The sequence below is a fragment of the Serratia quinivorans genome (assembly GCF_052113645.1).
In the GTDB taxonomy this organism is placed as follows: Bacteria; Pseudomonadota; Gammaproteobacteria; order Enterobacterales; family Enterobacteriaceae; genus Serratia; species Serratia quinivorans_B.
The window spans coordinates 1-16,267 of sequence record NZ_JBIEIU010000010.1 but is presented as its reverse complement, the minus strand read 5'-3'; the positions used below and the strand labels follow the sequence as shown (position 1 = coordinate 16,267).

Annotated in this window: 18 protein-coding genes and 1 tRNA gene; 3 read left to right on the top strand and 16 right to left on the bottom strand. The window is 57.0% G+C overall.

Annotation, left to right across the window (positions count from 1 at the left end; genetic code table 11):
* Nucleotides 1-42 precede the first annotated feature (42 nt).
* The 15 genes from deoB to ACGS9J_RS17895 all read right to left on the bottom strand — a co-directional run bounded on the left by deoB (nucleotide 43) and on the right by ACGS9J_RS17895 (nucleotide 12,677).
* Nucleotides 43-1,266 (bottom strand): phosphopentomutase, encoded by a 1,224-nt coding sequence (deoB, locus tag ACGS9J_RS17965; protein WP_044554100.1) that lies wholly within the window; start codon nucleotides 1,264-1,266, stop codon nucleotides 43-45.
* Nucleotides 1,267-1,459: 193 nt separating this feature from the next.
* A complete protein-coding gene (gene deoA, locus ACGS9J_RS17960; protein WP_442232184.1) occupies nucleotides 1,460-2,785 on the bottom strand; it encodes a thymidine phosphorylase in 1,326 nt (441 codons plus the stop codon).
* Nucleotides 2,786-2,852: 67 nt separating this feature from the next.
* A complete protein-coding gene (gene deoC, locus ACGS9J_RS17955; RefSeq protein ID WP_442232183.1) occupies nucleotides 2,853-3,632 on the bottom strand; it encodes a deoxyribose-phosphate aldolase in 780 nt (259 codons plus the stop codon).
* Nucleotides 3,633-4,006: 374 nt separating this feature from the next.
* On the bottom strand, nucleotides 4,007-5,272 hold the full coding sequence (locus tag ACGS9J_RS17950; protein ID WP_442232346.1) for a NupC/NupG family nucleoside CNT transporter: 1,266 nt from the start codon (nucleotides 5,270-5,272) through the stop codon (nucleotides 4,007-4,009).
* A 209-nt stretch (nucleotides 5,273-5,481) separates the two neighbouring features.
* Nucleotides 5,482-6,258: a TatD family hydrolase gene (locus tag ACGS9J_RS17945; RefSeq protein ID WP_442232182.1), complete on the bottom strand. Its 777-nt coding sequence runs from the start codon at nucleotides 6,256-6,258 to the stop codon at nucleotides 5,482-5,484.
* Nucleotides 6,255-7,376 (bottom strand): patatin-like phospholipase family protein, encoded by a 1,122-nt coding sequence (locus ACGS9J_RS17940; RefSeq protein ID WP_442232181.1) that lies wholly within the window; start codon nucleotides 7,374-7,376, stop codon nucleotides 6,255-6,257. Before ACGS9J_RS17940 ends, ACGS9J_RS17945 begins: the two co-directional genes overlap by 4 nt.
* Before the next feature lie 10 nt (nucleotides 7,377-7,386).
* Entirely contained in the window at nucleotides 7,387-7,572 is a 186-nt protein-coding gene (locus tag ACGS9J_RS17935; RefSeq protein ID WP_037424142.1) for a CsbD family protein, read from the bottom strand.
* Nucleotides 7,573-7,631: 59 nt separating this feature from the next.
* A complete protein-coding gene (locus tag ACGS9J_RS17930) occupies nucleotides 7,632-7,793 on the bottom strand; it encodes a DUF1328 domain-containing protein (protein WP_004955572.1) in 162 nt (53 codons plus the stop codon).
* A gap of 162 nt (nucleotides 7,794-7,955) precedes the next feature.
* A complete protein-coding gene (gene osmY / locus ACGS9J_RS17925) occupies nucleotides 7,956-8,570 on the bottom strand; it encodes a molecular chaperone OsmY (RefSeq protein ID WP_442232180.1) in 615 nt (204 codons plus the stop codon).
* Nucleotides 8,571-9,100: 530 nt separating this feature from the next.
* A complete protein-coding gene (gene prfC, locus ACGS9J_RS17920; protein WP_442232179.1) occupies nucleotides 9,101-10,690 on the bottom strand; it encodes a peptide chain release factor 3 in 1,590 nt (529 codons plus the stop codon).
* 164 nt (nucleotides 10,691-10,854) lie between these two features.
* Nucleotides 10,855-11,055 (bottom strand): hypothetical protein, encoded by a 201-nt coding sequence (locus tag ACGS9J_RS17915; RefSeq protein WP_442232178.1) that lies wholly within the window; start codon nucleotides 11,053-11,055, stop codon nucleotides 10,855-10,857.
* 177 nt (nucleotides 11,056-11,232) lie between these two features.
* The gene (locus ACGS9J_RS17910; protein ID WP_442232177.1) at nucleotides 11,233-11,382 is read right to left on the bottom strand and encodes a hypothetical protein; all 150 of its coding nucleotides are present in this window, start codon (nucleotides 11,380-11,382) and stop codon (nucleotides 11,233-11,235) included.
* Between the two features lie 3 nt (nucleotides 11,383-11,385).
* Entirely contained in the window at nucleotides 11,386-11,691 is a 306-nt protein-coding gene (locus ACGS9J_RS17905; RefSeq protein WP_442232176.1) for a helix-turn-helix domain-containing protein, read from the bottom strand.
* Between the two features lie 160 nt (nucleotides 11,692-11,851).
* Complete coding sequence (gene rimI, locus ACGS9J_RS17900; RefSeq protein ID WP_442232175.1) at nucleotides 11,852-12,295, bottom strand: ribosomal protein S18-alanine N-acetyltransferase; 444 nt, start codon at nucleotides 12,293-12,295, stop codon at nucleotides 11,852-11,854.
* Nucleotides 12,240-12,677: a DNA polymerase III subunit psi gene (locus ACGS9J_RS17895; RefSeq protein WP_442232174.1), complete on the bottom strand. Its 438-nt coding sequence runs from the start codon at nucleotides 12,675-12,677 to the stop codon at nucleotides 12,240-12,242. Before ACGS9J_RS17895 ends, rimI begins: the two co-directional genes overlap by 56 nt.
* A gap of 156 nt (nucleotides 12,678-12,833) precedes the next feature.
* Here ACGS9J_RS17895 and rsmC point away from each other — a divergent pair, with 156 nt between their 5' ends.
* On the top strand, nucleotides 12,834-13,877 hold the full coding sequence (gene rsmC / locus ACGS9J_RS17890; protein ID WP_442232173.1) for a 16S rRNA (guanine(1207)-N(2))-methyltransferase RsmC: 1,044 nt from the start codon (nucleotides 12,834-12,836) through the stop codon (nucleotides 13,875-13,877).
* Nucleotides 13,878-13,928: 51 nt separating this feature from the next.
* On the opposite strand, the gene ACGS9J_RS17885 is transcribed toward rsmC, so the two are convergent.
* Nucleotides 13,929-14,921 carry an aldo/keto reductase gene (locus ACGS9J_RS17885; RefSeq protein ID WP_442232172.1) on the bottom strand — a complete coding sequence of 331 codons (993 nt, stop codon included), beginning with the start codon at nucleotides 14,919-14,921 and terminating at the stop codon, nucleotides 13,929-13,931.
* Between the two features lie 131 nt (nucleotides 14,922-15,052).
* On the opposite strand from ACGS9J_RS17885, the gene ACGS9J_RS17880 reads away from it, so the two are divergent.
* A complete protein-coding gene (locus ACGS9J_RS17880; RefSeq protein WP_442232171.1) occupies nucleotides 15,053-15,997 on the top strand; it encodes a LysR family transcriptional regulator in 945 nt (314 codons plus the stop codon).
* Nucleotides 15,998-16,070: 73 nt separating this feature from the next.
* Nucleotides 16,071-16,157: transfer RNA gene (locus ACGS9J_RS17875), tRNA-Leu, on the top strand.
* Nucleotides 16,158-16,267 lie beyond the last annotated feature (110 nt).

Sequence of the window (16,267 nt, the reverse complement as noted above, 5' to 3'; positions counted from 1 at the left end):
AATAAAAAATACGCCGGGCAACCGCCCGGCACAAACAAAGTCTTAGAGCATGGATTTGCCGTAATCCATCGGTGACACGCCAAAGTAGCTGGCGACAGTCTGGCCGATGTCGGCGAAGGTTTCGCGGTGCCCCAGCGAACCCGGTTTCACTTTCGGGCCGTAAACCAGGACCGGAATGTGCTCACGGGTGTGGTCGGTGCCCGGCCAGGTCGGGTCGCAGCCGTGGTCGGCGGTGAAGATAATGATGTCTTCATCTTTCACCAGTTTCAGCAGCTCCGGCAGGCGGCGGTCGAACAGCTCCAGCGCGGCGGCATAGCCGGCCACGTCACGGCGGTGGCCGTAAGAGGAGTCAAAATCAACGAAGTTGGTGAACACGATGGTGTTGTCGCCGGCTTTTTCCATTTCGATCAGGGTAGCGTCGAACAGCGCGTCGATGCCGGTAGCCTTGACCTTTTTGGTGATGCCCACGTTGGCGTAGATATCGGCAATTTTACCGATCGACACCACTTCGCCGCCCTTCTCGTCCACCAGCTTTTTCAGCACGGTTGGCGCCGGTGGCTCTACGGCCAGATCGTGACGGTTACCGGTACGCTGGAAGTTGCCCGGCTTGTCGCCCAGGAAAGGACGCGCGATCACGCGGCCGATGTTGTAACCGCCTTCGGTCAGCTCTTCACGGGCGATTTCACAAAGTTCATACAGGCGATCCAGGCCGAAGGTCTCTTCATGACAGGCGATCTGGAATACCGAGTCGGCAGAAGTGTAGAAAATCGGCTTGCCGGTTTTCATGTGCTCTTCGCCCAGTTGGTCGAGGATCACCGTGCCGGAGGAGTGGCAGTTGCCGAGGTAACCCGGCAGATTGGCGCGCTCGACCAGTTTGTCCAGCAGCTCCTGCGGGAAGCTGTTGTGTTCGTCGCTGAAATAGCCCCAATCGAACAGCACCGGCACGCCGGCGATTTCCCAGTGGCCTGACGGCGTATCTTTACCGGAAGAGAGTTCGCTGGCGTAAGCATAAGCGCCGATGATGTCCGCATTGCGATCCAGCCCTTGCGGGAAGGTGCCGGTGGATTCTTCCGCGGCCTTGCCCAGGCCCAGACGGCTCAGGTTAGGCAGCGTTAACGGGCCCTGACGGCCAACGTTGGCTTCGCCACGCGCGCAAACCTCGGCAATGTGACCCAGAGTATCGGAACCCTTGTCGCCAAAACGCTCGGCATCTTCGCTCGCGCCAATACCGAATGAGTCTAATACCATAATGAATGTACGTTTCATGCTTATCTCCTACGCGCTTTCACGCTATTACGACTGCAAAACTGCAATCGTCTTTAATTCGCTAAATTTATACCCTATGGATTTCAAGTTGTAGCTAGGCGGCCAGTGCGCGTATCCCCAGGCGCTTACTCAAGTAAGTAACTGGGGTACGTGTGCGCAGCCAACAACGCTACGGCTTGAAAGACGGCGGGGATCACTCTTCCGTGATGCGCTTATAGACCACTGGCGTCATTTCCGGCGCTTTATCGCTCAGCACCATCGCACTGCGTACCGCTTCGGCCGCCTGCTGCCAGCTCTCTTCGTCATTGGCGTGGATCACCGCCAGCGGCTGCTGGGTATCCACTTTGTCGCCCAGACGCGCCATGCCGGTCAGGCCCACGCTGTAGTCGATGCTGTCGGTCGCACGGCGACGGCCGCCGCCCAGGGACACCACCGCCATGCCCAGCGCACGGGTATCCATCGCACTGATGATACCTGTTTTCTCGGCGTAAACCGGCTTGCTCAGGGTCGCGGCCGGCAGATAGCTGTCGTAGCGCTCGACGAAATCGGTCGGGCCCTGTTGCGCGGCCACCATGCGGCCAAACACTTCCGCCGCTTTACCATTGTCCAGCACCGCCTGCAGTTTGGCACGCGCATCGGCGTCATCTTTCGCCAGCCCGCCGGAAAGCAGCATTTCCACGCACAGCGCCATCGTCACTTCCAGCAGGCGCGGATTGCGGTATTCACCGGTCAGGAAGCGCACCGCTTCGCGAACTTCCACCGCATTACCGGCGCTGGAAGCCAGCACCTGGTTCATGTCGGTCAGCAACGCGGTGGTTTTGCAGCCGGCACCGTTGGCCACGCCAACAATCGCCTGCGCCAAATCGGCCGACAGAGCGTAAGTCGGCATAAAGGCACCGGAACCGACCTTAACATCCATCACCAACGCATCCAGGCCTTCCGCCAGCTTCTTCGCCAAAATAGAGGCGGTGATCAGCGGAATCGAATCCACGGTCGCGGTGATATCACGGGTCGCATAGAAGCGTTTGTCCGCCGGTGCCAGCGAGCTGGTTTGGCCGATAATCGCCACGCCCACATCCTGAATAATCTTGCGGAAGGCATTGTCGTCCGGGAAAATATTAAAGCCCGGGATGGCTTCCAGCTTGTCCAGCGTACCGCCGGTATGGCCCAAACCACGGCCGGAGATCATCGGTACATAGCCGCCGCACGCCGCTACCATCGGGCCGAGCATCAGCGAAGTGACATCGCCCACGCCGCCGGTGGAATGCTTGTCGACCAGCGGTCCGTTCAGAGACAGGCTTTTCCAGTCCAGCACGGTACCGGAATCACGCATTGCCATGGTCAGCGCCACGCGCTCCGGCATGGTCATATCGTGGAAATAAATGGTCATCGCCAGTGCGGCGATTTGACCTTCCGAGACGACGTTGTCACGAATACCATTGATGAAAAAGCGGATTTCCGCTTCGCTCAACGGCTGACCGTCACGTTTTTTACGGATAATTTCTTGGGCCAGGAACAAGGCATCCCCCTGTTTTAGCGAATGTAGATGCAGGCCGGCGCCCATCGCGCCTTGCCGACGTAATCGATCAGTAACCGCTGCCGGACGTCTCGGCACTGTGGCCCAGCGTCGTGAGCAGGCTGGCTAACAGGCTGGAAGCCCCGAAGCGGAAATGACGCGCATCGGCCCAGCCTTCACCCAGAATACGATCGGCAAGTTGCAGATAATGCAGCGCGTCTTCGGCAGTGCGTACGCCACCGGCCGGCTTGAAGCCCACAGTTTTGGCAACGCCCAGATCGCGGATCGTCGACATCATCAGTTCGGCGCTTTCCAGCGTCGCGTTGACCGGCACTTTACCGGTAGAGGTTTTGATAAAGTCAGCGCCGGCGTTGATGGCGATTTCCGAGGCTTTGCGGATCAGGCTGGCTTGCTTGAGTTCACCGGTTTCAATGATCACTTTCAACAGCACCTTGGCGGCCTGGCAAGCCTGCTTGCACTGTTTAACCAGCTCGAAACCGACGTGCTCGTTACCGGCGATCAGCGCGCGGTAAGGGAACACCACGTCCACTTCATCGGCACCATAGGCGATAGCCGCGCGCGTCTCAGCCAGCGCGATTTCGATATCGTCGTTGCCATGCGGGAAATTGGTGACGGTCGCAATGCGGATGTCCGGCGTTCCCTGCTCACGCAGAGCCTTGCGCGCCACCGGGATAAAGCGCGGGTAAATGCAGATGGCCGCCGTATGGCCGGCCGGGCTGTTCGCCTGACGACACAACGCGATCACTTTCTCGTCGGTGTCATCGTCGTTCAGCGTGGTTAAATCCATTAAGGTCAGCGCACGTTGCGCTGCTGCGGTTAATTCGGTCATAAAACTCTCCAACTGAGAACCTGGATGTTGGCGAGCGGACTTGGTTCCTTGAAGATAGCGCTGGGGGAACGGGTTCCCACCGCGGCAACTGAGATCCTTCTCACCGCACATGACCCTTCGCACCGCGCAGGGTCAATAATAGCTATTTGAACACGATCGCCGGGGGCAATTCGCGTTCGGGGTCACACTATATGAAATAGCACTGTAACAGACCGGAATTATATGTGAAGAACATCACAAAATAACGCGATATCGTTCACAAATTCGCTAAAGAAACGGATGCGAGCAACGGGCACGGCACCCTGTGCCCGCCTTAGAGTATAGGCGGTGTCCTGCAATAGAGCCTGCGGCGCCATCACAGGACCGGGCCTGAATTACAGCGCCAGGAAGAACCCGGCGATAGTCGCGCTCATCAGGTTGGAGAGCGTACCCGCAGCCACGGCTTTCAGGCCGAAACGGGCGATGTCGTGACGACGGTTCGGTGCCATGCTGCCCAGCCCGCCGAGCAGGATCGCCACCGACGACAGGTTGGCAAAGCCGCACAGCGCAAAGGAGATGATCGCTTTGGTATGTGCCGACAGCACCTGCAGCCCGTCTGCCGCGACCACCTCGTCCGGACGCAGATAAGCGCCGAAGTTCATGTAGGCGACAAACTCATTAACGATAATCTTCTGGCCGATAAACGAACCGGCAGTCATCGCTTCATGCCAAGGTACGCCGATCAGGAAAGCGATCGGCGAGAACACCCAACCGAGTATCAGTTCCAGCGACAGCTGCGGATAGTCGAACCAACCGCCGATACCGCCGAGGATACCGTTCAGCAAAGCGATCAAAGCGATGAACGCCAGCAACATGGCGCCGACGTTCAGCGCCAACTGCATACCGGAAGCCGCACCGGAAGCCGCCGCATCGATCACGTTGGCCGGGCGATCTTCTTCGGCGATCAGCTTCATCGCATCGTCTTTATCGTGGGTTTTTTCGGTTTCCGGCACCATCAGCTTGGCGAACAGCAAGCCCCCCGGCGCGGCCATGAACGAAGCGGCAATCAGGTATTCCAGCGGCACCCCCATCTGGGCATACCCCGCCAACACCGAACCGGCCACCGAGGCCAGGCCACCACACATTACGGTAAAGAGTTCAGACTGGGTCATGGTGGCGATATACGGACGCACCACCAGCGGGGCCTCGGTCTGGCCAACAAAAATATTGGCCGTGGCCGACAGCGACTCGGTACGCGAGGTGCCCAACAGTTTTTGCAAACCGCCGCCCAACACGCGGATCACCAGTTGCATGATGCCGAGGTAATACAGCACCGCAATCAGCGAGGAGAAGAACACGATCACCGGCAGTACGCGCAGCGCAAAAACGAAACCGCCGCCGCCAAAGACTTCAAACATCTTGTCGGACACCAGCCCGCCGAAGATAAATGAGATCCCCTGATTGCCGTAGGCAATCACGTTAGCGACACCGGCCGACATGCCGCCGAGAATGGAACGCCCCAGCGGGACATACAGCACCAGCGCGCCAATGGCGACCTGAAGAACAAACGCCCAGCCAACGGTACGGAAATTAATCGCCCGGCGGTTACTGGAGAGCAGCACGGCAATGGCGATCAGCGCCGCCATGCCGACCAGGCTCATGATGAGTTGCATGCAAAGTATCCCTGTTGCGAAAAAAGAAATGCATCCCTGCCAGATGGTGCCACTAGGGGTGCTTTAGAGTGATTTCGGGGTGCGATTATACGGAGCGAGGTAGCCCCCGCACCGATTTATGTCACAAATGTATACAACAGGAAGCAAATGAAAATCTTATAACGTGACAGAAATCACATTTAAAGCCAATTTGACGCTCAAAGGGCAAACAAGGCGTGAGCGTTGTGTTGCAGCTGGGCGGCAATATCATCCGGGGATTCAGAGCGCAGTTGGCACAGCGTCTGAAACACCTCAACGGCGCGCTCGGGGCGATTGGGTTGCCCCTGGTAACCGGCCAGCGGCATGTCCGGTGCGTCGGTCTCCAACAGCAAAGAAGTCAGCGGCAGTTGGGCCATCACGCTACGGGTTTTCTGCGCCCGCTCATAGCTGATGGTGCCCCCCACGCCGATATAATACCCCAGACGGATAAACGCCTGAGCCTGCGACAGGCTGCCGGCAAAACCGTGCACCACACCACCGCGCGGCACGTCGGCGCGGCGCAGCATGGCCGCAAGTTGATCGTGGCTGCGGCGAGAATGCAGGATCACCGGCAGGTCGTATTCTTTGGCCAGTTTCAACTGGGCCTTCAATACCCGCTGTTGCCGTTCGAACTGCGGGTTTTCCCTATACAGATCCAGGCCAATCTCCCCCACCGCCACCAGCTTCGGCGGCCGGCCGGCCAGCAAGGTCGCCAACTGCTCTAGCTCCGCCTCCTGGTGCTGCTCAATATACAGCGGATGCAACCCCAGAGCGGCAAACAGCGGCGGGTAATCGCGCGCCAACTTCAGCACCCGCGCAAAACGATCGGCCGTCACCGTCGGCACGATAATCCGCCGCACCCCCGCCTGCTCGGCCAACGCCAGGCTTTCGCGCTCCTGGCCGCTGAACGGCGGAAAGTCGAAATGACAATGGGTATCGGTGAAATCGTGGTTCACAGCAGGCCGCCTTCACCCGGTGGCACATCGCCCGGCAGAATAATGTCCCTCGCGGCCCGATTGGCTTCCGGCGCCGTTGCCAGATCGTGCGGGTGAGCCACGTCGGTGATGATCGGCGAAGGCATAATGACGTTCTCCGGTTGGATCAAGCGGCGCGACAGCGCTTTTTTCACCTTCATGCCGTCCAGCTTGTCCTGCTGGACCAGCCAGTGACCGACGGTCGCCAGGAAGTAACGTCCGCAGCGGCGTCCCAAATGGTAATCCTGATTGAGCGACGTCAGTCGGCTGCCCAGGGCATTGCTGGCCAGTGGCTTCGGCGGGAAAATCTCAAAGATGCGCAGTTTGCCGGGGGGCTTCTCAATGAACTGCTGAATGCGGTGATAGCTTTGCTCGTGGTGCTGCAGAATACGCACCATTTGCTGCAGGCTGCTTTCGCTCAGCCAGTGCTCCATACGCTTCATCCACTGCGGGGTGTAGTACATCTGCGACGGCACGGTACGGATCACCACAATGGTGTCCGCGCCGCGTCGATAAGCCTCTTCGACCGGGATCGCATCGCTGATACCCCCGTCCTGATAGCTGACGCCATCCAACTCCACGCCCATGCGGTAAAAGCCGGGGATGGCGCTGGATGCCTTGATGGCCGGCAACCAACTGGCACGCTGCGCCGGCAGATAAGTGGGTTCGAAATCATCGCTGCGACAGGCGCACATCAGGAATTCACGGCCATCGATCAGGTGCTTTTCCGCCACGTCCATCGCCAACGGCAGCTGCTGTGAAGTGGTGTCGACCAGCCAATCGAGATCGATCAAATGCCCGCCGCGCACAAAGCGCAGCGGGTTAAAGAATTCGGCGGAGGTGGTGTAGCGGGTGATCACGCGCCGCGCGTAGCCCATCTGACCGCAAATAAAGGCCGAGAGATTCTGCGCGCCGGCAGAAGTGCCGATCATCAGATCAAAAGGGTTAAAACGGGCACGCTGAAACTCGTCCAGCACGCCGGCGGTGAAAATGCCGCGCTGCCCGCCCCCTTCACATACCAACGCCATTTTACCGGGCCGGTAAGGTTTATACGCCAGCGGTTCTATATTGCCGAGCGTGATGGGTATTCTGTATCCCAACCCTGCATCCTCAGTGAGACGTTTTACCCGAGGATACCTCGTCTTGCTCTCTTCCGTAATCCTCTTGCAGTACGCCAGAGAGGCAGTCATTGCTTCCCATCAGCCAGATGCAGTCATTGTCGGACCACTCCGCCAATGCCTGACACACCCGGCCCTTCAACTGTTTCCAGCGTCCGAGGATGATGTCGCTGTTCATGACTGACCTCCCTGGGAATGAGAAAAGGAATTAAGCTTTGTTACACTTTGAGAGAAAAGCTAAGGGCGTCGGCGGCCGGTAAACAGGCTAACCAGGAACAGAATGATCCCCACGACGAAGACGATTTTCGCGGCCCAGGCGGCGGTACCCGCCAGCGTCCCAAAACCTAACGCCGCAGCAATCAATGCGATGACTAAAAAGATAATGCCCCAACGAAACATAAGCTTCTCCTTACCATATAGTGAAAAAACGCATCGCAACCTGTGCCCCCTCTCGGACTTTACCAGGTTGCAGGTCAGTTTCTTTTTTTGATGGTGCATCCTGGGTTAACCTCGCGGCCAACCCAGGATTTGGTGCTTGTTGTTACGGGTCTTAAACTGATGTTATGGCTTAACCACCAGGTCGTTCTTGACGCTTTGTACACCGTCGATCGCTTTGGCGATGCTTTCTGCACGCTCAGACTGCGCCTGTGTTTTCACCTCACCGGAAAGCTGCACCACACCGTCGGTGGTTTCCACTTTCACGTTGCGCGAAGGTACGATGTCATCAGCCAACAGTTTGGCTTTCAGCTCGCTGGTGGTCGCGGTATCACCGGCGTAAGCCTTCACGGACTGTTTGGTTTCGTCTTTCACGTGCAGCTTGTCGCTGACGGATTTGACGCCTTCCACCTTGCCGGCCACTTCAACCGCATGCTCGGCCTGCGCCTGGCTGCCGACAAAACCGCTCAGGGTAACGGTACCTTTTTCCGTTTTCACCGAGATATCGGTGCTGGCGATGGTTTTATCATCAACTAGCGCACTTTTAACTTTAGCCGTTGTTGCACTGTCATCCATGTAGCCGTCAACTTTTTTCATGGAGCTATCGATTTTGGCACCCGCGCTATCAGCGGCACTCGACGCTTTATTGAGCAGCGTATCTTCAGCCAGCGCGCTGCCACTAACCAGAACGGAACCCAAAACAACAGCCATCAGTGATTGTGCAAATTTAGTATTTTTCATCGATCTCTTCCTTTGGTTGTGGATCCAAAATAATTTGCGGATCCTGCTGTCGCCATAGCGCGACTCAGTCAGTCAATACTTCACGCTTTCTATATGTTCAAACATTCACGCTAAGACGATTGTTGCTACACCAGGACTACTGCAACGGCTGTGCCAATTTTAAAAAACCCTTAAAAATCAATAACAAAACAAAAATTGATGGATATCCAAGCTAAAAACTGTCGCCTATTGACGACAATCCTAAGCCGTTAAATCAACGTTATCGCTATGTTATTGATATTTATAACATCACACTGTCTCTCATTGGCAACAGTACCGAACAACTCGCTACTGTGACACCGAAATGCAGTGAATTCCGCTTAGTAGTCAGGTTATACCCTGTTAAATATAGACCATATGACAGAAAAAGCAGGTATTGCCGGGCAAGTGCAGGCGGCTACGGAGAGAGGGGAACTGATGAAGGAGATTTATTAATTAGCAGCCAGGGAGAGAGATATCAGAAGGGCGCCCTGAGGCGCCCTTCTGTTCTGTTAGTGCTCGCGCGTTTTGCGGAACGCCACTTCCGGATAGCGTTCCTGAGTGATATTCAGGTTAACCATGGTTGGCGCGATGTAAGACAGATTGTCGCCGCCGTCCAACGCCAGGTTAAGCTCACACTTGCGTTTGAACTCTTCAAACTTCTTCACGTCGCTGCATTCAACCCAACGGGCCGTCGAGACGTTGACCGACTCGTACAAGGCTTCCACGTTGTATTCGCTTTTCAGACGCGCAACCACCACTTCGAACTGCAGCACACCGACCGCGCCGACGATCAAATCGTTGCTGGCGATAGGACGGAATACCTGCACCGCCCCTTCTTCGGACAGTTGCACCAGGCCTTTCAGCAGCTGTTTTTGCTTCAGCGGATCGCGCAGGCGAATGCGGCGGAACAGTTCCGGCGCGAAGTTCGGAATACCGGTGAACTTCATGTCTTCACCCTGAGTGAAGGTATCGCCGATCTGAATGGTGCCATGGTTGTGCAGGCCGATGATATCGCCCGGATAGGCTTCTTCCACGTGCGAACGGTCACCCGCCATAAAGGTCAGCGCGTCGGAGATCACCACGTCTTTACCGGTACGAACCTGGCGCAGCTTCATGCCCTTTTCGTAACGGCCGGAAACCACACGCATAAAGGCCACGCGGTCACGGTGTTTTGGATCCATATTGGCCTGGATCTTGAAGACGAAACCGCTGAATTTCTCTTCCGCAGCCACCACTTCACGGGTGCTGCTGCTGCGCGGCATCGGCGCAGGGGCCCAGGCCACCAGACCGTCGAGCATGTGGTCTACGCCAAAGTTACCCAGTGCGGTACCGAAGAACACCGGCGTCAGATCACCGCTCAGGAAAGCTTCATGATCGAACTCGTGAGAAGCGCCTTGCACCAGTTCCAGCTCTTCACGCAGCTGCGCGGCCAGGTCTTCGCCCACGGCGGCGTCCAGCTCCGGATTATCCAGCCCTTTGACGATGCGCACTTCCTGAATGGTGTGGCCTTTGCCGGTCTGGTAGAGGTAGGTTTCATCCTTGTACAGATGATAAACCCCTTTAAACAGCTTGCCGCAGCCGATAGGCCAGGTGATAGGCGAACAGGCGATTTTCAGCTCACGCTCGACTTCATCCATCACTTCCATCGGATCACGGATATCGCGGTCCAATTTGTTCATAAAGGTCAGGATCGGCGTATCACGCAGACGGGTCACTTCCATCAGCTTACGGGTACGATCTTCAACCCCTTTCGCAGCGTCGATCACCATCAGGCAGCAGTCGACGGCGGTCAGCGTACGGTAAGTATCTTCGGAGAAGTCTTCGTGCCCCGGGGTGTCCAGCAGGTTGACCAGGCATTCGCGGTACGGGAACTGCATCACCGAGGTCGTGATCGAGATACCACGTTGCTTTTCCATTTCCATCCAGTCGGATTTGGCATGCTGGTTTGAGCCACGGCCTTTTACCGTACCGGCGGTCTGGATAGCCTGTCCGAACAGCAGTACCTTTTCGGTAATGGTGGTTTTACCGGCATCGGGGTGCGAGATGATGGCGAAAGTTCTTCTTTTCGAGACTTCGCGGGCAAATTCACTAGGAGACATGTTTTTCAGATTCTACAGTTAGTCCGCCCTGCGAAAGCATCAGAACGCGCCGCGCACGGCACCAGGCAAAGCGGTAAATAAAAGATAATAGCCGGGTATTTTCGCTGATTTGTCAACCGGTGACAATCAATGCTTTTCCCGGCGGGGAATAACCGGGTTGGTCACTACAAACGGAAGTCGGATGAGAGCGAGGCCCAGTGCTGCCGTAATACGGCTTTATGCTCTGCCACCATAGGTAAATTTTCCAACAAATCGGGCCATAAGGTGCGAGCCTTGTCGATGGCATCCAATAAATGCACCCGAATAGCCGGCCAGGGAATGCCGACGCGCTCCGCCCAACGTTCAAAAGCCTGCATTGAAATCATTGACCAACGCTTCTCCCTCGCCATGAGGAAAACTTCATCTGCACGCCTGCCAGAGCAAATTTCTGTGCATCCAGGCTGACGTCAATTTGCGCCGCTTCCAGCTCGCCACGCGGGGATCTCACTCGCAGCAAGCGCGCATGCCTCAGGTGCCCCCTTTGATGGCTCCCGCCCAAGCCATCAAAGGGAACTCTTCATTAAAGCCAGATAGTGTGGATCAAAGGTCAGGATATTTTTGCCGCCGCTATAGTGCGCCAACACGCCAATACGGACATCGTGCAGTATCAATGCCAGCGCCTGTACCGATTCAACCTGCCGTTGTCCATCCATCAGCTAGTCCTCGAGATCTTTCAGTTTTTTTTCGAAGCTCTGCAATTTATCAGCTGCTGAAACCTTGCCCACGTCTTTCTGCAGCAAGCGCTCCACCTCTCGCACATCGTTTTTCGGCACGATAAGGTATTCCAAATCCATTGCCGCCAATATCCGTAACAGGGTGCTCACCCGCATATCGCTGCCGGATTCAATACGCTGGTATTGCTGCTGGGTCATACCGATTTTCATCAAAAAGTCTTTTTGGTTCCAGCCCAGCTCGGCGCGTTTCTCTTTCAAAAAGCTGGCTATTTCTGATGATTTTCGCATCCCCACCTCAAAACAACTTATTGATTGTAATCACCGCAATAAACAACAGATTAGTTGTTGGTTCAGGAAGAAACAACTTATTTGCTGTTTTCATGCCAAAAAACAACCTATTAGTTGTAATTAGAACGGGAAACAATAAATAAGCTGTTTTTATTTGGATTCAGGCCAGCGGCAGCGCCATGACTATCGCGTCTTCACGCCCATTGGCGCTCGGGTAGTAGTTACGGCGGACGGTGACTTCATTAAAGCCGAGATCTTCGTACAGCGCGATAGCCGCGCGGTTGGAGGCACGCACTTCCAGCCACAAAGTGACCACGCCGCGGGTTTCCAACTGCGCAATCAAGGCTTCCAGCAACTGGCGGCCGAAACCGCGACGCTGCCAGTCGGGGTGAATGGCGATGTTGAACAACGTGGCTTCATCCAGCACGATTTGGGTGATGGCAAAACCCGCCATCTGCCCGTCGGCGTCCAGTTTCAGGTTAAGGTAACGATCGCCCTGATTGCTGGTGAAAGTGGCTTGCGTCCAGGGAAAGGCGTGACTGGCTTGCTCAATCTTGAAGGCCGTGGCCAGATCGGCTGCGGTCAGGGTAGAAATAGGATTCATGATGACAAATCTGCTGCCAGAGTGCGCGTTTGGCACCCGCATCGAGAGAAAGCTCGGCCAGCGCCGGGCTGTGTAGTTGTGCGCCGGCCACCGCAAGCGGCTCCGCCACGCCCAACCGCCAACTGTTGCATTCGGTATCCTCAGGCAGCATCGCTACCTGGTCCGGCGTCAGGCCGTAGGTTTGCGCCGGGGTCAGCCCCAGGCTGCGCAGCACGTCGCAAAACAGCGGATCGTTATGCTCAGGCAGTGCCTGCGCCACGATCAGCAAACGAACTTCGGGCGGCAGGCTGACCGCTACTTCGCCCTGCAACACGCCCGGGCGGCGCAATGTCCACTGCGTAATACCCAGTTGTTGTAACAGCCAGTCGCGTTTTGATGCCATGCCGATTCCTGTCAGGATCTACCCGTTGTGGTGCGCCATGCCTGCCATGCGCCGCGCTATGCTAACAAACCCGCGCGGCCTGCGCCAACAAACCCGTCGAACATATCGCCACAAAGCTCTATAATCCCCGGTCTAATTTCTAGGAGCCAAAACCTGATGTCTGCATTAACCCCCGCCAGTGAAGTCATGCTGCGCCACAGTGATGAGTTTATCGAACGCCGCGTTCTGTTCGCCGGTGACCTGCAGGACACCCTGCCGGCCCAATTCGAGGCCGCGGATGTGCGTGTCCATACCCAGCAGTACCATCACTGGCAGTTACTGAACCGGGCGATGGGCGAAAACGTGCAGTTCGGGCTGACCGTAGACGCCGCGTTCGTCGCCGAGTGCGATACGCTGATCTACTATTGGCCGAAGAGCAAGCAGGAAGCGCAATTCCAGCTGTGCAACATTCTGGCGCTGCTGCCGGTCGGCGCAGAGGTGTTCGTGGTCGGTGAAAACCGCAGCGGCGTGCGCAGCGCCGACCAGATGGTGGAAGACTACGCTACGCTGGTGAAAATCGACAGCGCCCGCCGCTGTGGCCTGTATCACGGCCGTCTGGATACGCAGACCGAATTCAACCTGGAAGACTGGTGGGAAAGCTATCAGTTGCACGATCTGGAAGTGAAAACCCTGCCGGGCGTGTTCAGCCGCGACGGGCTGGACGTCGGCAGCTCACTGCTGCTGTCAACCCTGGAAAAACACATGAAAGGCAAAGTGCTGGACGTGGGCTGTGGTGCCGGCGTAATGGCTTCCGTACTGTCCAAACTGTCGCCGAAGATGAAGCTGACCCTCAGCGACGTTAACGCCGCCGCCGTGGAATCCAGCCGTGCTACGCTTGCCGCCAACGGCATTGAAGGCGAAGTGATCGTCAGTAACGTCTATTCCGACATTACCGGCCGTTTCGACCTGATCATCTCCAACCCGCCGTTCCATGATGGCCTGCAAACCAGCCTGACCGCAGCAGAAACCCTGATCCGCGGGGCGTTAAAACACCTGCCAATCGGCGGTCGCCTGCGTATCGTGGCCAACGCCTTCCTGCCGTACCCGGACATTCTGGACGCCACCTTCGGCAGCCATGAAGTGCTGGCGCAGAACGGCCGCTTCAAGGTGTATCAGGCGACCGTAGCCCGTGCGCCACGCGATACCAAGAAAAAGAAATAACGGCGATCCGCTGGTATCAGGGCGCAGCGTTCACCCGCTGCGCCCTTTTTATTAGCCATTGATATAGGTCATCGACTCCGCACCGTAGCGTGCGCCCGCCGCGGCCTGCTGAGGGAACACCTCCTCAATGGCCGTCAGTTCGACAGCGCTCAGCGTCAGCTCCGCCGCCGCGATGTTCTCTTCCAGATACCGACGGCGTTTGGTGCCTGGGATCGGCACAATGTGCTCGCCCTGCGCCAACACCCAGGCCAACGCCAGCTGCGACGGCGCAACGCCCTTCTGTTTGGCCAACTCCGTCACTTTCTCCACCAGCGCCAGATTGCGGGCAAAGTTTTCCCCCTGGAAGCGCGGATTGCTGCGGCGGAAGTCATCAGCGTCCAGATCTTCCGGCCGTTGGATCGCCCCGGTCAGAAAACCACGCCCCAGCGGGCTGTAGGGAACAAACCCAATGCCCAGGCGTTCGCAGGCCGCCAATACGCCCTGTTCGGCATCGCGCGTCCACAATGAATACTCGGTTTGCAGCGCGGTGATTGGGTGCACTTTATGCGCTCGTTCCAGCGTGGCGACCGAAGCCTCGCTCAACCCGATATAACGGATTTTACCTTCGCTGATCAGGTCCGCCATCGTGCCGACCACCTCTTCGATCGGCACTTCGGGATCCACGCGATGCTGGTAATAAAGATCAATCACCTCGACCCCCAGACGTTTCAGGCTACCCTCCACCGAGCGACGGATATACTCCGGCCGGCTGCTGACGCCCCGCGCGTCAGGGTTGGCCGGATCGCGCACAATGCCAAACTTGGTGGCCAGAAAGACCTGCTGCCGCTTGCCCTTGATCGCTTTACCGATCAGTTGCTCGTTGGTGTGCGGACCGTACATGTCGGCGGTGTCCAGCAGAGTCACGCCCAGCTCCAGCGCGCGGTGCAGCGTGGCGATGGCTTCTTTTTCATCGTGATCGGTCGAATAAAAATCACTCATGCCCATGCAGCCCAAGCCCAGAGCGGAAACCTGCGGGCCATTGGGACCTAATTTGCGTTGTTGCATTGTGTTGCCCTCTTGCGGTTTTTGTCAGCGGAGGTGCTGATGCAACAGAGTCTGGTTGTTTAGCCTAAAAAGATAAATAATGCAGATTGCTCATCACTGTTCATAAAACACTAACAATACGGAGCGGCAAGATGGACCAGATCCAGGCCATGCGCATTTTTACCCGCATCGTCGAACTGGGTAGCTTCAGCCGGGCGGCGGAACGCTTGCAGTTGCCGCGCGCCACGGTCAGCAATGCCCTTAAACGGCTGGAGCAGCGCCTCGGTGTGCGCCTGCTGCTGCGCACCACCCGTCAGGTGCAGGTGACCAGCGAAGGCACGCTCTATTATCAGCGCTGCGTACAATTGCTGGGTGCGCTGGAAGAAGCGGACACGCTGTTCAGCCACCATAAATTGCAGCCTTCCGGCAAGGTGCGCATCGATATGCCCCATTCGCTGGCGCGCGAAATCGTTATTCCGGCGCTGGATGACTTTTACCGGCGCTATCCGGATCTGACCCTGGCGTTGGGTGCCAACGACACCCACGTGGATTTGCTGCGTGAGGGCGTGGATTGCGTGCTGCGCGCCTGGGAAACCGAAGATGACAGCCTGGTGGCGCGCCGCATTGCCATGTTGCCGCAGCTGACCTGCGCCTCTCCCGGCTACCTGGCGGAGTTCGGCGTACCGCAGTCGATTGACCAATTGCAGCAACATCAGGCGGTGGGCTACTTTTCCCTCACCAGCAACCGGGATTATCCGCTGGAGTTTTGTCGTAACGGCCAGGTGGAATTGCGCGAATTGCCCGCCAAACTGAGCGTCAGCGGGGCGGATGCCTACACCAGCGGTTGCCGCGCCGGCATGGGGTTGATACAGGCGGCGCATTACTCGCTGGCCCCCTGGCTGCAGACAGGGGAACTGGTCGAAGTATTGGCGGACACCCCGCCGCCGCCGATGCCCATTTACGTCATGTATCCCCCCGGCCGTTTCCTTGCGCCACGGGTCAGAGTATTGATTGACTGGCTGATTTGGCTGTTTGAACAGTACCAACGGCCCAAAACGGACGTTTTTCCAGCAAACGCCCGCAAACAGGGGAAATAACTATTGACGTACCCGCCAAAATCTCTAGAATTCGCCTCCGTGGTAACGTTACTCCGGTAATGTTTCTTGGAATGCGAAGGTGGCGGAATTGGTAGACGCGCTAGCTTCAGGTGTTAGTGTCCTTACGGACGTGAGGGTTCAAGTCCCTCTCTTCGCACCAAATAACCACATGATTTATATTGCACAGCATCAATGCGAAGGTGGCGGAATTGGTAGACGCGCTAGCTTCAGGTGTTAGTGTTCTTACGGACGTGAGGGTTCAAGTCCCTC

What these genes read in the sequence shown, in the direction of transcription:
- deoB (WP_044554100.1), bottom strand. Translation starts at nt 1,266, where the DNA reads ATGAAACGTACATTCATTATGGTATTAGACTCATTCGGTATTGGCGCG.
- deoC (WP_442232183.1), bottom strand. Translation starts at nt 3,632, where the DNA reads ATGACCGAATTAACCGCAGCAGCGCAACGTGCGCTGACCTTAATGGAT.
- ACGS9J_RS17950 (WP_442232346.1), bottom strand. Translation starts at nt 5,272, where the DNA reads ATGAGCCTGGTCGGCATGGCGGCGCTGATCGCCATTGCCGTGCTGCTC.
- ACGS9J_RS17935 (WP_037424142.1), bottom strand. Translation starts at nt 7,572, where the DNA reads ATGAACAGCGACATCATCCTCGGACGCTGGAAACAGTTGAAGGGCCGG.
- ACGS9J_RS17930 (WP_004955572.1), bottom strand. Translation starts at nt 7,793, where the DNA reads ATGTTTCGTTGGGGCATTATCTTTTTAGTCATCGCATTGATTGCTGCG.
- osmY (WP_442232180.1), bottom strand. Translation starts at nt 8,570, where the DNA reads ATGAAAAATACTAAATTTGCACAATCACTGATGGCTGTTGTTTTGGGT.
- prfC (WP_442232179.1), bottom strand. Translation starts at nt 10,690, where the DNA reads ATGTCTCCTAGTGAATTTGCCCGCGAAGTCTCGAAAAGAAGAACTTTC.
- ACGS9J_RS17915 (WP_442232178.1), bottom strand. Translation starts at nt 11,055, where the DNA reads ATGATTTCAATGCAGGCTTTTGAACGTTGGGCGGAGCGCGTCGGCATT.
- ACGS9J_RS17910 (WP_442232177.1), bottom strand. Translation starts at nt 11,382, where the DNA reads ATGGATGGACAACGGCAGGTTGAATCGGTACAGGCGCTGGCATTGATA.
- ACGS9J_RS17905 (WP_442232176.1), bottom strand. Translation starts at nt 11,691, where the DNA reads ATGCGAAAATCATCAGAAATAGCCAGCTTTTTGAAAGAGAAACGCGCC.
- rimI (WP_442232175.1), bottom strand. Translation starts at nt 12,295, where the DNA reads ATGAATCCTATTTCTACCCTGACCGCAGCCGATCTGGCCACGGCCTTC.
- ACGS9J_RS17895 (WP_442232174.1), bottom strand. Translation starts at nt 12,677, where the DNA reads ATGGCATCAAAACGCGACTGGCTGTTACAACAACTGGGTATTACGCAG.
- rsmC (WP_442232173.1), top strand. Translation starts at nt 12,834, where the DNA reads ATGTCTGCATTAACCCCCGCCAGTGAAGTCATGCTGCGCCACAGTGAT.
- ACGS9J_RS17885 (WP_442232172.1), bottom strand. Translation starts at nt 14,921, where the DNA reads ATGCAACAACGCAAATTAGGTCCCAATGGCCCGCAGGTTTCCGCTCTG.
- ACGS9J_RS17880 (WP_442232171.1), top strand. Translation starts at nt 15,053, where the DNA reads ATGGACCAGATCCAGGCCATGCGCATTTTTACCCGCATCGTCGAACTG.